The sequence below is a fragment of the Streptomyces tsukubensis genome (assembly GCF_003932715.1).
In the GTDB taxonomy this organism is placed as follows: domain Bacteria; phylum Actinomycetota; class Actinomycetes; order Streptomycetales; family Streptomycetaceae; genus Streptomyces; species Streptomyces tsukubensis.
This window is the reverse complement of the sequence record NZ_CP020700.1, coordinates 1,231,061-1,246,952: the sequence shown is the minus strand read 5'-3', so window position 1 is coordinate 1,246,952 and position 15,892 is coordinate 1,231,061. Positions and strand designations below refer to the sequence as shown.

Genomic DNA, 15,892 nt, shown 5'->3' with positions numbered 1-15,892 from the left:
ACGTCAGTCCAGGAGATTCCGCAACCGTGGCTTCCACGAACGACCTCAAGAACGGCATGGTGCTCAAGCTCGACAACGGCCAGCTCTGGTCCGTCGTCGAGTTCCAGCACGTCAAGCCCGGCAAGGGCCCGGCCTTCGTGCGCACCAAGCTCAAGAACGTGCTGTCCGGAAAGATCGTCGACAAGACGTTCAACGCCGGTGTGAAGGTCGAGACGGCCACCGTCGACCGCCGTGACATGCAGTTCTCGTACATGGACGGCGACTACTTCGTCTTCATGGACATGCAGACGTACGACCAGCTCCACATCGAGCGCAAGGCCGTCGGCGACTCCGCCAACTTCCTGATCGAGGGCTTCGAGGCCACGGTCGCCACCCACGAGGGCGAGGTGCTCTACGTGGAGCTGCCCGCCGCCGTCGAGCTGGTGATCGCCGAGACCGAGCCGGGCGTCCAGGGCGACCGCTCCACCGGTGGCACCAAGCCCGCCAAGCTGGAGACGGGCTACGAGGTGCAGGTGCCGCTCTTCATCACCACCGGTGAGAAGATCAAGGTCGACACCCGTTCCGGCGACTACCTCAGCCGGGTGAACAGCTAACCGTGGCCGCTCGCAGCAAGGCCCGTAAGCGCGCCTTCCAGATCCTCTTCGAGGCCGACCAGCGCGACGCGTCCGCGCAGACGGTGCTCGCCGACTGGATCCGCCACTCACGGACCGACGACCGGCAGCCGCCGGTCAGCGAGTACACGATGCAGCTGGTCGAGGGGTACGCGGATTACGCGGCCCGGATCGACGAGCTGATCTCCACCTACGCGACCGACTGGGACCTCGACCGGATGCCGGTCGTCGACCGGAACATCATCCGGCTCGGCACCTACGAGCTGGTCTGGGTCGACGAGACGCCGGACGCGGTGGTGATCGACGAGGCGGTGCAGCTCGCCAAGGAGTTCTCCACCGACGATTCGCCGTCCTTCGTCAACGGCCTCCTGGGCCGCTTCAAGGAGCTGAAGCCGTCCCTGCGGCGCGAGGGCGCCTGAGGGCCGGTCCCGGCCGTCCGTGAGGCACGGGCCCGGGTCCCGCGGATCTGATCCGCGGGACCCGGGCCCGCCTGTTTTCCGCCGGGCGGAGGCCGGGGGCCGTGGGAGCCAGGGCGGTGGAGGCTCCGTTACGGCCCCGGGAGGCAGTGCAGCGCGGTTCCCGGACCGGCCCCGGGGTCTCGCCCGTACCCGACGCTCCGAGGGGCGTGTGGGGCGTCTGAGGCGCCTGTCCCCCTCGAAGAGTGAGCGGGAGTGCCGCTGATGCCCGGCTGCGCCGACGATCTGCTGATGGCCGGGGCCGGCTCCGACCTGCCCGCCCCGGACCGCGTGCCCGGACCGGCTCCGGTTCCGCCCGAGCCGGTGCGAGACGCATCTGCGCGGCCGTGTTCCGCGCCTGCCGGAAGCCCGGGGCCGGCGCCGCCCTCGGGACGGGGCGCACGGCGGACACGGGCCGGCTGCCCTCCTGGCGCGGGACGGGCGGAACGCCGGAGGGCGGGACCCGTCACGGGTCCCGCCCTCCGGCGTGACGATTCTCCACAGCCCCCGCAGGGGCCGGCGTCAGTTGTCCTCGTGGCTCACCGCACGGCGCGCGTCGGCATCCAGCACACCCCAGTTGATGAGCTGCTCGGTCAGCACGGATGGCGACTGGTCGTAGATCACGGCCAGGGTGCGCAGATCGTCCTGGCGGATCGACAGCACCTTGCCGTTGTAGTCGCCGCGCTGGGACTGGATGGTCGCCGCGTACCGCTGGAGGGGGCCCGCCTTCTCGGCCGGGACATGGGCCAGCCGCTCCAGGTCGAGAACCAGCTTCGGCGGCGGCTCGGCGGCCCCGCCCGGGGTGGTGCCCGGCAGCAGCTCCTGCACCGGGACCCCGTAGAAATCGGCCAGCTCGGCCAGGCGCTGGACGGTCACAGCGCGGTCGCCGCGCTCGTACGAGCCGACCACCACGGCCTTCCAGCGGCCCTGGGACTTCTCCTCCACGCCGTGGAGGGACAGACCCTGCTGCGTGCGGATGGCGCGGAGCTTGGCCCCGAGCTGCTTTGCGTATTCGCTGGACATATAGCTCCCCGGACGCTGTGACAACGTGCGGCTCCGCCGCGCTGCTGGTGACTCACTGTGAGGTTACGCAGCGTGATTCGGAAGCGTCAAGCCGAAGGGGTCCAGACCGGTGGCCTGTCATGATCACAGCGGACATCGCCGCAGGTCCGGACCAGCCCCGGCAAGGTTCCCCCGAATGGCCCTGGTACGGTAGTGAGCGCACTATCCGACGTCCTTTAAGGTCCGTCCCGTGAGGCGGAGAAGGAGGTCTGTTTCGCCATGGAATCCATGGACACGAACAGCCACACCAGCGGCCCGGACACGGCCCGCCCCGTCCTGGAAGCGCCCGATATCGCACGGGTGCTGACCCGGATCGCCCACGAGATCGTCGAACGCGCCAAGGGCGCCGACGACGTGGTCCTCCTCGGCATCCCCACCCGCGGCGTCTTCCTCGCCCGCAGGCTCGCCGGAAAGCTGGAGCAGATCACCGGACGCACCGTCCCGGTCGGCTCCCTCGACATCACGATGTACCGCGACGACCTGCGCCTGCGGCCCGCCCGCGCGCTCGCCCGCACCGAGATCCCCGGTGACGGCATCGACGGCCGCCTCGTCGTCCTCGTCGACGACGTGCTCTTCTCCGGCCGCACCATCCGCGCCGCGCTCGACGCCCTCGGCGACATCGGCCGCCCCCGCGCGGTCCAGCTCGCGGTCCTCGTCGACCGCGGCCACCGGGAGCTGCCGATCCGTGCCGACTACGTCGGCAAGAACCTGCCCACGTCCCTGCGCGAGACCGTCAAGGTCCTCCTCTCAGAGGAAGACGGACGGGACACCGTGCTGCTCGGCGTGCGCGAGACCGACCAGAGCTAGCAGCCCGACGGCCCCGCGCGCCCGGAGCGGCGTGACGGGCGCCCCCGTGCGCCCGCGTGCCCGGACACCCCGGGAGCGCGGTGGCGCGCCGCCACAGGCCGCGCAGCCGCGCACGCCGCACGTGCCGACCCGAGCCGAACCCACCGGAGCCCACCAGATGAAGCACCACCTCATCTCGGCCGCCGATCTCACGCGGGACGACGCCGTCCTCATCCTCGACACCGCCGAGGAGATGGCCCGCGTCGCCGACCGGCCGATCAAAAAGCTGCCCACCCTCCGGGGCCGTACCGTCGTCAACCTCTTCTACGAGGACTCGACCCGGACCCGGATCTCCTTCGAGGCCGCCGCCAAGCGCCTCTCCGCCGACGTCATCAACTTCTCCGCCAAGGGATCCTCGGTCTCCAAGGGCGAGTCCCTCAAGGACACCGCGCTGACCCTGGAGGCCATGGGCGCCGACGCCGTCGTCATCCGCCACCACGCCTCCGGCGCGCCCTACCGACTGGCGAACTCGGGGTGGATCGACGGATCGGTCGTCAACGCGGGCGACGGCACCCACGAGCACCCCACCCAGGCCCTCCTCGACGCCTTCACCGTGCGCCGCCGGCTGGTCGGCAGGGACGCCGGGATGGGCCGCGACCTCGCCGGACGCCGGATCACCATCGTCGGGGACGTACTGCACAGCCGGGTCGCCCGCTCCAACGTCCTGCTGCTGAACACCCTCGGCGCCCAGGTCACCGTGGTCGCCCCGCCGACCCTGGTGCCGATCGGCGTCGAGAGCTGGCCCTGCGAGGTCTCCTACGACCTCGACAAGGTGCTCCCCAAGTCCGACGCCGTGATGATGCTGCGGGTGCAGCGCGAGCGGATGAACGCCGCGTTCTTCCCCACCGAGCGCGAATACGCCCGCCGCTACGGCCTCGACGGGGACCGGATGGCCCGGATGCCGGAACACGCCGTCGTCATGCACCCCGGACCGATGAACCGGGGAATGGAGATCACGGCCGAGGTCGCGGACTCCGACCGCTGCACCGCCGTCGAACAGGTCGCCAACGGGGTCTCCATCCGGATGGCGGTCCTCTATCTGCTGCTCGGCGGCAACGAGTCCGCCGCCGCCCACACGTCCCGTACCGAGGAGACCCAGTAACCATGAGCAAGATCCTTATCCGTGGCGCCGGGATCCTCGGCGGACGGCCCCAGGACGTCCTGATCGACGGCGAGAACATCGCAGAGGTCGCGGACACCATCGAGCCCGGCGACGCCGAGGTGATCGAGGCCGCGGGCCGGATCCTCCTGCCCGGCCTGGTCGACCTCCACACCCATCTGCGCGAGCCCGGCCGTGAGGACTCCGAGACCGTCCTCACCGGCACCCGCGCCGCGGCCGCCGGCGGCTACACCGCCGTCCACGCCATGGCCAACACCTTCCCCGTCGCGGACACCGCCGGTGTGGTCGAGCAGGTCTACCGGCTCGGCAAGGAGTCCGGCTACTGCGACGTCCAGCCCGTCGGCGCCGTCACGGTCGGCCTGGAGGGCAAGCAGCTCGCCGAGCTGGGCGCCATGCACGACTCCGCAGCCGGGGTGAAGGTCTTCTCCGACGACGGCAAGTGCGTCGACGACGCGGTGATCATGCGCCGGGCCCTGGAGTACGTGAAGGCCTTCGACGGCGTCATCGCCCAGCACGCCCAGGAGCCCCGGCTGACCGAGGGCGCCCAGATGAACGAGGGCGTCGTCTCCGCCGAACTCGGACTCGGCGGCTGGCCCGCCGTCGCCGAGGAGTCGATCATCGCCCGCGATGTCCTCCTCGCCGCGCACGTCGGCTCCCGGGTCCACATCTGCCACCTCTCCACCGCGGGCTCCGTGGAGATCGTGCGCTGGGCCAAGTCCAAGGGCTGGAACGTCACCGCCGAGGTCACCCCCCACCACCTCCTCCTCACCGACGAACTGGTCCGCACCTACGACCCGGTCTACAAGGTGAACCCGCCGCTGCGCACCGCGACCGACGTGATGGCGCTCCGCGAGGCCCTGGCCGACGGCACCATCGACTGCGTCGCCACCGACCACGCCCCGCACCCCCACGAGGACAAGGACTGCGAGTGGGGCGCCGCGGCCATGGGCATGGTCGGCCTGGAGACCGCGCTCTCCGTCGTCCAGGAGACGATGGTCGAGACCGGACTGCTCGACTGGGCCCAGGTCGCCGACCGGATGTCCTTCCGGCCCGCCCGCATCGGCCGCCTCGAAGGACACGGCCGGCCCGTCTCGCCGGGTGAGCCCGCCAACCTCGTGCTGGTCGATCCGGCTTACCGTGGTGCGGTGGACCCCGCGGGCTTCGCCTCCCGCAGCCGCAACACCCCCTACCAGGGCCGTGAGCTGCCGGGACGCGTCACCCACACCTTCCTGCGGGGCCGGGCAACGGTCGTCGACGGGAAGCTGACGTGACAACACTCACCACCATCGCAGCAGGGCTCGCAGCCGAGGAGCGCAAGTCGGCGGAGGTGACCGACTGGGCCGCCCGCATCGGCTGGGTCGTCGGACTCCTCCTCTTCATCGCGCTGGTCTACTGGCTGATGCGCCAGGGCTGGAAATGGCGCGGCAGCCTCCAGTCCGGTCTGCCCGCACTCCACGGACTGCCCGCCGCCCCTGACAGCCCGGTCGCCCCGCTCGCCGCCCTCAGCGGCCGCTACCACGGCTCCACCACCGCCGGACAGTGGCTCGACCGGATCGTCGCCCACGGACTGGGCGCCCGCAGCCGGGTGGAGCTGACCCTCACCGAGGCAGGAGTGGACGTCGTACGCCCCGGGGCGACCGACTTCCACATCCCCCGCTCCGCCCTGCGCGGCGCCCGCCTCGACAAGGGCATCGCCGGAAAGGTCCTCGCCGAGGGCGGACTGCTCGTCCTCACCTGGGAGCACGGCGGAACCCTCCTCGACTCCGGCTTCCGCTCCGACCGGGCCGCCGAGCACAACGACTGGGTCACCACCCTGAACCAGCTGATCACCACGAAGGAAGGCGCACGATGACCACCTCCACCAGGGGAACCGCCGCACGGCGGACCACGGTTCCCGCCGTACTCGTCCTGGAGGACGGCCGCACCTTCCGCGGCCGTGCCTACGGGGCCGTGGGGGAGACCTTCGGCGAAGCGGTGTTCAACACCGGCATGACCGGGTACCAGGAGACGCTGACCGACCCCTCGTACCACCGCCAGGTCGTCGTCATGACCGCCCCGCACATCGGCAACACCGGCATCAACGACGAGGACGACGAGTCCCGGAAGATCTGGGTCGCCGGCTACGTCGTCCGCGACCCCGCCCGGACCCCGTCGAACTGGCGCTCCCGCCGCAGCCTCGACGACGAGCTGACCGCCCAGGGCATCGTCGGCATCAGCGGAATCGACACCCGCGCCCTTACCCGCCATCTGCGCGAACGCGGCGCCATGCGGGTCGGCATCTTCTCCGGCGACGCCCTCCCCGACGAAGCCGCCCTGCTCACCCGGGTCCAGGCCGCCCCCCAGATGACGGGCGCCGACCTCTCCGCCGAGGTCGCCACCGCGGAGACGTACGTCGTCCCCGCGACCGGCGAGAAGCGGTTCACCGTCGCCGCCCTCGACCTCGGCATCAAGGGCATGACCCCGCAGCTGATGGCCGAGCGCGGCATAGAGGTCCACGTCCTGCCCGCCACCGCCACCGCCGACGAGGTCTACGCGATCGCCCCCGGCGGACCTGACGGCGTCTTCCTCTCCAACGGCCCCGGCGACCCGGCCACCGCCGACCTCACCGTCGTCCGGGAGGTCCTGGAACGCGGCACCCCCCTCTTCGGGATCTGCTTCGGCAACCAGCTCCTCGGCCGCGCCCTGGGCTTCGGCACCTACAAGCTGAAGTACGGCCACCGCGGCATCAACCAGCCCGTCCAGGACCGTACGACGGGCAAGGTCGAGGTCACGGCCCACAACCACGGCTTCGCCGTCGACGCCCCCCTCGACACCGTCTCCGACACCCCCTACGGCCGCGCCGAGGTCTCCCACGTCTGTCTCAACGACAACGTGGTGGAAGGCCTGCGCCTGCTCGACCGGCCGGCCTTCAGTGTTCAGTACCACCCCGAGGCGGCCGCGGGCCCGCACGACGCCGCGTACCTGTTCGACCGCTTCGTCTCCCTGATGGAGGGCCAGCGTGCCTAAGCGCACCGACATCCAGTCCGTCCTGGTCATCGGCTCCGGCCCGATCGTCATCGGCCAGGCCGCCGAGTTCGACTACTCCGGCACCCAGGCCTGCCGCGTCCTCAAGGCCGAGGGCCTGCGGGTGATCCTGGTCAACTCCAACCCGGCCACGATCATGACCGACCCGGAGATCGCCGACGCCACCTACGTCGAGCCGATCACCCCCGAGTTCGTCGAGAAGATCATCGCCAAGGAGCGCCCCGACGCGCTGCTGCCCACCCTCGGCGGCCAGACCGCGCTGAACACCGCGATCTCCATGCACGAGCAGGGCGTTCTGGAGAAGTACGGCGTCGAACTCATCGGCGCCAACGTCGAGGCCATCAACAAGGGCGAGGACCGCGACCTCTTCAAGGGCGTCGTCGAAGCCGTCAAGGCCAAGATCGGCTACGGCGAGTCCGCCCGCTCGGTCATCTGCCACTCCATGGACGACGTCCTCAAGGGCGTCGAAACCCTCGGCGGCTACCCCGTCGTCGTCCGCCCCTCCTTCACCATGGGCGGCGCCGGCTCCGGCTTCGCCCACGACGAGGAGGAGCTGCGCCGCATCGCCGGCCAGGGCCTCACGCTCTCCCCGACCACCGAGGTCCTCCTGGAGGAGTCCATCCTCGGCTGGAAGGAGTACGAGCTGGAGCTGATGCGCGACAAGAACGACAACGTCGTGGTCGTCTGCTCCATCGAGAACTTCGACCCGATGGGCGTCCACACCGGCGACTCCATCACCGTCGCCCCCTCGATGACCCTCACCGACCGCGAGTACCAGCGGCTCCGCGATATCGGCATCGCGATCATCCGCGAGGTCGGCGTCGACACCGGCGGCTGCAACATCCAGTTCGCGGTCGACCCGGACGACGGCCGGATCATCGTCATCGAGATGAACCCCCGGGTCTCCCGCTCCTCCGCGCTCGCCTCCAAGGCCACCGGCTTCCCGATCGCCAAGATCGCCGCCAAGCTGGCCGTCGGCTACACGCTCGACGAGATCCCCAACGACATCACCGAGCAGACCCCGGCGTCCTTCGAGCCCACCCTCGACTACGTCGTGGTCAAGGCCCCCCGCTTCGCCTTCGAGAAGTTCCCCTCCGCCGACGCCACCCTCACCACCACCATGAAGTCGGTCGGCGAGGCCATGGCCATCGGCCGCAACTTCACCGAGGCCCTCCAGAAGGCCCTGCGCTCCCTGGAGAAGAAGGGCAGCCAGTTCGACTTCACCTCGCCCACCGGGGAAAAGGACGAGCTGCTGCGCGAGGCGGTACGCCCCACCGACGGCCGTATCAACACCGTCATGGCCGCGATCCGCGCCGGGGCGACCCCCGAGGAGGTCTTCGAGGCCACCCGGATCGACCCCTGGTTCGTCGACCAGCTCTTCCTCATCAAGGAGTACGCGGACGAGCTGGCCGCCGCCGACAAGCTCACCCCCGAGCTGCTCGGCGAGGCCAAGCGGCACGGCTTCTCCGACGCCCAGATCGCCGGTATCCGCGGACTCCGCGAGGACGTCGTACGCGAGGTCCGCCATGCCCTCGGCATCCGCCCCGTCTACAAGACCGTCGACACCTGCGCCGCCGAGTTCGCCGCCCGGACGCCGTACTTCTACTCCTCGTACGACGAGGAGACCGAGGTCGCGCCGCGCGAGAAGCCCGCCGTGATCATCCTCGGCTCCGGTCCCAACCGCATCGGCCAGGGCATCGAGTTCGACTACTCCTGCGTCCACGCCTCCTTCGCGCTCAGCGAAGCCGGCTACGAGACCGTGATGGTCAACTGCAACCCCGAGACCGTCTCCACCGACTACGACACCTCCGACCGGCTCTACTTCGAGCCGCTTACCCTGGAGGACGTCCTGGAGATCGTGCACGCCGAGGCCCAGGCCGGACCGATCGCCGGAGTCGTCGTCCAGCTCGGCGGCCAGACCCCGCTGGGCCTCGCCCAGGCACTCAAGGACAACGGCGTCCCCGTCGTCGGCACCTCCCCGGAGGCCATCCACGCCGCCGAGGACCGCGGAGCCTTCGGCCGGGTCCTGGCGGAGGCCGGACTGCCCGCCCCCAAGCACGGCACCGCGACCACCTTCGCCGAGGCCAAGGCCATCGCCGACGAGATCGGCTACCCCGTCCTGGTCCGCCCCAGCTACGTCCTGGGCGGCCGCGGGATGGAGATCGTGTACGAGGAGGCCCGGCTGCAGTCGTACATCGCGGAGTCCACCGAGATCAGCCCCACCCGGCCGGTCCTGGTCGACCGCTTCCTCGACGACGCCATCGAGATCGACGTCGACGCCCTCTACGACGGCAGCGAGCTCTACCTCGGCGGCGTCATGGAGCACATCGAGGAGGCCGGGATCCACTCCGGCGACTCCGCCTGCGCCCTGCCCCCGATCACCCTCGGCGGTTTCGACATCAAGCGGCTGCGCGCCTCCACCGAGGCCATCGCCCGCGGTGTCGGCGTCCGCGGACTGATCAACATCCAGTTCGCCATGGCCGGGGACATCCTCTACGTCCTGGAGGCCAACCCCCGCGCCTCCCGTACGGTCCCCTTCACCTCCAAGGCGACCGCCGTACCGCTGGCCAAGGCCGCCGCCCGGATCTCCCTGGGCGCCAGCATTGCCGAACTGCGCGCCGAGGGCCTGCTGCCCGCCACCGGCGACGGCGGCACCCTGCCGATGGACGCGCCGATCTCCGTCAAGGAGGCCGTGATGCCGTGGTCCCGCTTCCGGGACATCCACGGCCGCGGTGTGGACACCGTCCTCGGCCCGGAGATGCGCTCCACCGGCGAGGTCATGGGCATCGACACCGTCTTCGGCACGGCGTACGCCAAATCGCAGGCGGGCGCCTACGGACCGCTGCCCACCACGGGCCGTGCGTTCATCTCGGTCGCCAACCGCGACAAGCGCTCGATGATCTTCCCGGCCCGGGAGCTGGTCGCCCACGGCTTCGAGCTGCTCGCCACCTCCGGCACCGCCGAGGTCCTCAAGCGCAACGGCATCAACGCCACCGTCGTGCGCAAGCACAGCGAGGGCGAGGGCCCCGACGGCGAGAAGACCATCGTCCAGCTGATCCACGACGGCGAGGTCGACCTGATCGTCAACACCCCGTACGGCACCGGCGGCCGCCTCGACGGCTACGACATCCGGACCGCCGCCGTCGCCAGGGCCGTACCCTGCCTCACCACGGTCCAGGCGCTCGCCGCCGCCGTCCAGGGCATCGACGCGCTCAACCGCGGCGACGTCGGCGTCCGCTCCCTCCAGGAGCACGCCGAGCACCTGACCGCAGCCCGCGACTGACCGCTCCGAGGGGCGAGGCGAGAGGGAGGGGGACACCGCACACGCGGTGTCCCCCTCCCCACGAGAGCCGACCGCGGGCCCGGCCCGCGGACCCGGCCCGGCCACCGCCCCGAAGGACCGCTGCCCGGTCAACGAGGTCACCGACGCCGCCCCACGCCCCGAGGAACCCACCATGTACCAGCTCTTCTTCTCCCTCTTCTTCAAGCGGATGGACCCCGAGGCGGCCCACCACCTCGCCTTCCGCTGGATCCGGCTCCTCGCCCGGATCCCCGTCCTGCGCACCTACGCCGCCGCCGTCCTCGCGCCCCGCCACGAGGAGCTGCGCACCGAGGCCTTCGGACTGCGGATGCACGGCCCCTTCGGCCTCGCCGCCGGCTTCGACAAGAACGCCTCCGGCATCGACGGTCTTGCCATGCTCGGCTTCGATCACGTGGAGATCGGTACGGTCACCGCGCTGGCCCAGCCCGGGAACCCGAAGCAGCGGCTCTTCCGCCTGGTCGCCGACCGGGCCCTGATCAACCGGATGGGCTTCAACAACGACGGCTCCGCCGCGGTCGCCCAGCGGCTGGGGGAGCGCCGCCCCGTCTTCCGTACCACCGTCGGCGTCAACATCGGCAAGACCAAGGTCGTCCCGGAGGCGGAGGCAGCCGCCGACTACGTCACCTCCACCGAGCGACTGGCCCGGCACGCCGACTACCTCGTGGTCAACGTCTCCTCGCCGAACACCCCCGGCCTGCGCAACCTCCAGGCCACCGCATCCCTGCGCCCCCTGCTGACCGCCGTCCGGGAGGCCGCCGACCGCACCGAGACCCGCCGCCGGGTCCCGCTGCTGGTCAAGATCGCCCCCGATCTCGCCGACGAGGACATCGACGCCGTCGCCGATCTCGCGGTCGAGCTGGGGCTCGACGGGATCATCGCCACCAACACCACCATCGCCCGCGACGGCCTCGCCTCGCCCGCCGAGCTGACCGCCGAGACCGGCGGGCTCTCCGGAGCACCGCTGAAGGACCGCTCCCTCCAGGTCCTGCGGCGGCTGTACGCCCGGGTCGGCGACCGGATCACCCTGGTCGGCGTCGGCGGCATCGAGAACGCCGAGGACGCCTGGCAGCGCATCCTCGCCGGAGCCACCCTGGTCCAGGGCTACAGCGCCTTCGTCTACCAGGGGCCGTTCTGGAGCCGTGCCGTCCACCAGGGGCTGGCCGCCCGGCTCAAGGCGAGCCCGTACGCCACCCTGGCCGAGGCCGTCGGCGCCGGTGTCCGTGCCGACGCCGCCGGGACCACCACCGAGGAGACCGCCGCATGACCACCCCGAACCTCCCCTTCGGCGCCCGGCTGCGCGCGGCGATGGACGACCGCGGTCCGCTCTGCGTCGGCATCGACCCGCATGCCTCCCTGCTCACCGCCTGGGGGCTGAACGACGACGTCGCCGGTCTTGAGCGGTTCGCCCGCACCACGGTCGAGGCGCTCGCCGACCGGGTCGCCGTCCTCAAACCGCAGGCCGCGTTCTTCGAGCGGTTCGGCTCCCGGGGCGTCGCCGTCCTGGAGAAGACCGTCGAGGAGGCCCGGTCCGCGGGTGCGCTGGTCCTGATGGACGCCAAGCGCGGCGATATCGGCTCCACCATGGCCGCGTACGCCTCGGCCTTCCTCGACCCGGCGTCGCCGCTCTTCTCCGACGCCCTCACGGTCTCCCCGTACCTCGGCTTCGGCTCCCTGCGCCCGGCGCTGGACGCCGCGGCCGCCGCCGGATCGGGCGTCTTCGTCCTGGCGCTCACCTCCAACCCGGAGGGGGCCGAGGTACAGCGGGCCGTCGCCGCCGACGGCCGTACGCTCGCGCAGGTGATGCTCGACCACATGGCCGCCGAGAACGCGGACGCCCGTCCGCTGGGCTCGGTCGGCGCCGTGGTGGGCGCCACGCTCGACGACGCCGGGGTGAACCTGGCGATCAACGGACCGCTGCTCGCCCCGGGCATCGGCGCCCAGGGGGCGACCCCGGCGGACCTTCCGCGGGTCTTCGGCGCGGCGGTCGGCAATGTCGTTCCGAGCGTCAGCCGGGGCGTCCTGCGCCACGGTCCGGACCAGCCCGCGCTCCGGGCGGCCGCGGAGCTCTTCGCGGAGGAGTGCCGGGCGGCGGTCGAGGGAGCGCGGTAGCCCCGCTGGAACCGTCGGGGTCGGCGGGGAGACGGCCCGTCCCGGGTGCATCACGACGGAATCCGGCCGGATCCACCGGAAGGGTCCGGTCCGGGGCGGCGGCCGGCCCGGCTGCTGCCGAGGGGTGCCGATTGGTGCCTCGGCCGGGCACTCTCATCGCGTGTAGATGTACTGACCAGCGGATTTGTCGGCGGAGGCCGCCGGGCCGTTCGGGCGGCCGTCCTCACAGCGAGTTGACAGAATCTTGACGCAAAACCTCGCCGTTTTGTCGTAAAAGTCCTGGTCGGTCGATGCTGACCAGGACTTTTCGTCTGTTCTCGCTGACTGGAGCGGTGCGGCCCGCTAGTCTCCGTCGAAGAGCGGCACGAGCACTGCGTTGTTCGTTGCTCGCCTGGTGAGGGGCGACTAGGTTCCTCACCGGTCCGTATCCGACAGTTCGACATCCGAGGTGACGTAGGCGTGGCTCTTCCGCCCCTTACCCCTGAACAGCGCGCAGCCGCGCTCGAAAAGGCCGCCGCGGCTCGCCGGGAGCGGGCCGAGGTCAAGAATCGACTCAAGCACTCCGGCGCCTCGCTCCACGAGGTCATCAAGCAGGGCCAGGAGAACGACGTCATCGGCAAGATGAAGGTCTCCGCGCTTCTGGAGTCGCTGCCCGGCGTGGGCAAGGTCCGCGCCAAGCAGATCATGGAGCGGCTCGGCATCTCCGAGAGCCGCCGGGTCCGTGGTCTCGGCTCCAACCAGATCGCTTCCCTGGAGCGGGAGTTCGGCGGCGGCCCCGCCTGATCTCCTCCCGATGTCCGGGGCGGCGGTCCCGGACACTCCGGAGAACCGGGATAATCGCTGCATGGCAGCAGAAGTACGTCCGCGGCTGACCGTGCTCTCCGGCCCCTCAGGGGTCGGCAAGAGCACGGTCGTCGCGCATATGCGCAAGGCTCACCCCGAGGTCTGGCTCTCGGTGTCGGCCACCACGAGAAAGCCGCGCCCCGGCGAGCGCCACGGCGTCCAGTATTTCTTCGTCACCGACGACGAATTCGACAAGCTGATCGCCAACGGCGAGCTGCTGGAGTGGGCGACCTTCGCGGGCAACCGCTACGGCACGCCCCGCGGGGCGGTGCTCGACCGGCTGGACGCGGGCGAGCCGGTACTGCTGGAGATCGACCTCCAGGGCGCCCGGCAGGTGAAGGAGTCCATGCCGGAGTCCCGGCTGGTCTTCCTCGCCCCGCCGAGCTGGGACGAGCTGGTCCGCCGGCTCACCGGCCGGGGCACCGAATCGGCCGCGGTGATCGAAGAGCGGCTGGCCGCCGCCCGGGTCGAACTGGCCGCCGAGTCGGAGTTCGACACGACCCTGGTCAACACCTCCGTCGAGGACGTGGCGCGTGAGCTGCTAGCCTTGGTAGCGGTGTCTTCCGGAGAGTGATCCTTCTGCGGGATCTCGCCGGACCCGGCGGAGCGACGCGGATCCCTCCACGTACCTCCGCCTTCGGCCGAACCGGCCGAGTTCATCAATTTTCCTCTTTCGGAAGGTAGAGCGTGTCCTCTTCCATGACTGCGCCCGAGGGCATCATCAACCCGCCGATCGACGAGCTGCTCGAGGCCACGGACTCGAAGTACAGCCTCGTGATCTACGCGGCCAAGCGGGCGCGCCAGATCAACGCGTACTACTCGCAGCTCGGCGAGGGTCTCCTGGAGTACGTCGGCCCGCTCGTCGACACCCACGTCCACGAGAAGCCCCTCTCGATCGCGCTGCGCGAGATCAACGCCGGTCTGCTGACCTCCGAGGCCGTCGAGGGCGCGACCAACTGATTCACCGCTCCGCGGACGCGCCCGAAAGGGCGTCCGCGGCAGCTCTCCATCACCAGGCCCGGCGGGAAGTCCGCCGGGCCTGTGGTGTGTCATGGGGGGTGACAACCGAGAGTGGGGAGAGACCATGGCCGGGCCGGAGCAGCCGGAGGCATCGTCCGACAAGCCGCGCGTCGTGCTGGGGGTCGGCGGGGGCATCGCCGCCTACAAGGCCTGTGAGCTGCTGCGCCGGCTCACGGAGTCCGGCCATGACGTCCGGGTGGTGCCGACGGCCTCGGCCCTCCGGTTCGTCGGCGCCCCGACCTGGGAGGCCCTCTCCGGCCACCCCGTCTCGACCGAGGTCTGGTCCGGGGTGCACGAGGTTCCGCACGTCCGGATCGGCCAGCACGCCGATCTGGTGATCGTCGCCCCCGCCACCGCCGATCTGCTGGCGAAGGCGGCCCACGGCCTCGCCGACGATCTGCTGACGAACACCCTGCTCACCGCCCGCTGTCCGGTCGTCTTCGCGCCCGCGATGCACACCGAGATGTGGGAGCACCCCGCCACCCGGGAGAACGTGGCCGTGCTCCGCCGCCGCGGCGCCGTCGTGATCGAGCCCGCGGTCGGCCGGCTGACCGGCGTCGACACCGGCAAGGGCAGGCTGCCCGACCCGGGCGAGCTGTTCGAGATCTGCCGCCGGGTGCTGGCCCGGGGGGCCGCCGGGCCCGATCTGGCGGGCCGCCATGTGGTGGTCAGCGCGGGCGGCACCCGCGAGCCGCTCGACCCGGTCCGGTTCCTCGGCAACCGCTCCTCCGGCAAGCAGGGGTACGCGCTGGCGCGGACCGCCGCCGCCCGGGGCGCCAGGGTGACGCTCGTCACCGCGAACGCCGCCCTGCCCGATCCGGCGGGCGTCGACGTGGTCCCCGTCGGTACGGCGCTGGAGCTGCGCGAGGCGGTACTGGCGGCCGCGGCGGACGCGGACGCGGTCGTCATGGCGGCGGCGGTCGCCGACTTCCGCCCGGCCGAGTACGCCGCCGGAAAGATCAAAAAGAAGGACGGGGCCGAGCCCGGGCCCGTCGCCCTGGTCCGCAATCCGGATGTGCTCGCCGAGCTCTCCGCCGAACGGCCCCGGGCCGGTCAGGTGATCGTGGGCTTCGCCGCCGAGACGGACGACGTCCTCGCCAACGGCCGCGAGAAGCTCCGCCGCAAGGGCTGCGATCTGCTCGTCGTCAACGAGGTGGGGGAGCGCCGCACCTTCGGCTCGGAGGAGAACGAGGCCGTGGTGCTGGCCGAGGACGGTACGGAGACCCCGGTGCCGTACGGACCCAAGGAAGCCCTCGCCGACACGGTCTGGGACCTGGTCCTGCCCCGGCTGGACTGATGCCGTCCCTCCCGGATCAGCAGCCCGGCCACCACCGGTCCGGGGCGGCTGATCCGGGAGGGACAGCAGGACACTCCGGTGGCCCCTGTTTCCCCGCCCGCCCTGGAGAAACGCCCGAACGGATCCCGACGGGACGGATGATTTCGGCCGTTCCTCCGGCCGATCCACCCCATCGCCGCAGCT

At 71.2% G+C, this 15,892-nt stretch carries 15 protein-coding genes; 14 read left to right on the top strand and 1 reads right to left on the bottom strand.

Annotated features, from left to right (window positions below; all coding sequences use genetic code 11):
- The first annotated feature begins 26 nt into the window (after nt 1–26).
- Together efp and nusB are read left to right on the top strand one after the other, a co-directional pair.
- Nucleotides 27–593, top strand: a complete 567-nt coding sequence (gene efp / locus B7R87_RS04080; protein WP_006350346.1) for an elongation factor P — start codon at nt 27–29, stop codon at nt 591–593.
- A gap of 2 nt (nt 594–595) precedes the next feature.
- Complete coding sequence (nusB, locus tag B7R87_RS04075; protein ID WP_006350347.1) at nt 596–1,030, top strand: transcription antitermination factor NusB; 435 nt, start codon at nt 596–598, stop codon at nt 1,028–1,030.
- 558 nt (nt 1,031–1,588) lie between these two features.
- On the opposite strand, the gene bldD is transcribed toward nusB, so the two are convergent.
- Nucleotides 1,589–2,089: a transcriptional regulator BldD gene (gene bldD, locus B7R87_RS04070; RefSeq protein ID WP_006350348.1), complete on the bottom strand. Its 501-nt coding sequence runs from the start codon at nt 2,087–2,089 to the stop codon at nt 1,589–1,591.
- 258 nt (nt 2,090–2,347) lie between these two features.
- Here bldD and pyrR point away from each other — a divergent pair, with 258 nt between their 5' ends.
- The 12 genes from pyrR to coaBC all read left to right on the top strand — a co-directional run bounded on the left by pyrR (nt 2,348) and on the right by coaBC (nt 15,709).
- Entirely contained in the window at nt 2,348–2,935 is a 588-nt protein-coding gene (gene pyrR / locus B7R87_RS04065; protein WP_006350349.1) for a bifunctional pyr operon transcriptional regulator/uracil phosphoribosyltransferase PyrR, read from the top strand.
- A 157-nt stretch (nt 2,936–3,092) separates the two neighbouring features.
- On the top strand, nt 3,093–4,076 hold the full coding sequence (locus B7R87_RS04060; protein ID WP_006350350.1) for an aspartate carbamoyltransferase catalytic subunit: 984 nt from the start codon (nt 3,093–3,095) through the stop codon (nt 4,074–4,076).
- A 2-nt stretch (nt 4,077–4,078) separates the two neighbouring features.
- On the top strand, nt 4,079–5,365 hold the full coding sequence (locus B7R87_RS04055; RefSeq protein ID WP_006350351.1) for a dihydroorotase: 1,287 nt from the start codon (nt 4,079–4,081) through the stop codon (nt 5,363–5,365).
- Nucleotides 5,362–5,946: a PH-like domain-containing protein gene (locus B7R87_RS04050; RefSeq protein ID WP_006350352.1), complete on the top strand. Its 585-nt coding sequence runs from the start codon at nt 5,362–5,364 to the stop codon at nt 5,944–5,946. Before B7R87_RS04055 ends, B7R87_RS04050 begins: the two co-directional genes overlap by 4 nt.
- Complete coding sequence (gene carA / locus B7R87_RS04045; RefSeq protein ID WP_006350353.1) at nt 5,943–7,100, top strand: glutamine-hydrolyzing carbamoyl-phosphate synthase small subunit; 1,158 nt, start codon at nt 5,943–5,945, stop codon at nt 7,098–7,100. Before B7R87_RS04050 ends, carA begins: the two co-directional genes overlap by 4 nt.
- Nucleotides 7,093–10,401 carry a carbamoyl-phosphate synthase large subunit gene (carB, locus tag B7R87_RS04040; protein WP_006350354.1) on the top strand — a complete coding sequence of 1,103 codons (3,309 nt, stop codon included), beginning with the start codon at nt 7,093–7,095 and terminating at the stop codon, nt 10,399–10,401. Before carA ends, carB begins: the two co-directional genes overlap by 8 nt.
- Nucleotides 10,402–10,573: 172 nt before the next feature.
- Nucleotides 10,574–11,704, top strand: coding sequence for a quinone-dependent dihydroorotate dehydrogenase (locus tag B7R87_RS04035; RefSeq protein ID WP_040916853.1), 1,131 nt, complete (start codon nt 10,574–10,576; stop codon nt 11,702–11,704).
- A complete protein-coding gene (pyrF, locus tag B7R87_RS04030; protein WP_006350356.1) occupies nt 11,701–12,549 on the top strand; it encodes an orotidine-5'-phosphate decarboxylase in 849 nt (282 codons plus the stop codon). The genes B7R87_RS04035 and pyrF overlap by 4 nt, the downstream gene beginning before the upstream one ends.
- A 459-nt stretch (nt 12,550–13,008) precedes the next feature.
- Nucleotides 13,009–13,332 carry an integration host factor gene (locus B7R87_RS04025; RefSeq protein WP_003956414.1) on the top strand — a complete coding sequence of 108 codons (324 nt, stop codon included), beginning with the start codon at nt 13,009–13,011 and terminating at the stop codon, nt 13,330–13,332.
- A gap of 61 nt (nt 13,333–13,393) precedes the next feature.
- Nucleotides 13,394–13,966 carry a guanylate kinase gene (gene gmk / locus B7R87_RS04020; protein WP_040916848.1) on the top strand — a complete coding sequence of 191 codons (573 nt, stop codon included), beginning with the start codon at nt 13,394–13,396 and terminating at the stop codon, nt 13,964–13,966.
- A gap of 113 nt (nt 13,967–14,079) precedes the next feature.
- On the top strand, nt 14,080–14,352 hold the full coding sequence (rpoZ, locus tag B7R87_RS04015) for a DNA-directed RNA polymerase subunit omega (protein ID WP_040916850.1): 273 nt from the start codon (nt 14,080–14,082) through the stop codon (nt 14,350–14,352).
- A gap of 124 nt (nt 14,353–14,476) precedes the next feature.
- Nucleotides 14,477–15,709, top strand: a complete 1,233-nt coding sequence (gene coaBC / locus B7R87_RS04010; protein WP_006350359.1) for a bifunctional phosphopantothenoylcysteine decarboxylase/phosphopantothenate--cysteine ligase CoaBC — start codon at nt 14,477–14,479, stop codon at nt 15,707–15,709.
- The last annotated feature ends 183 nt before the right edge of the window (nt 15,710–15,892 follow it).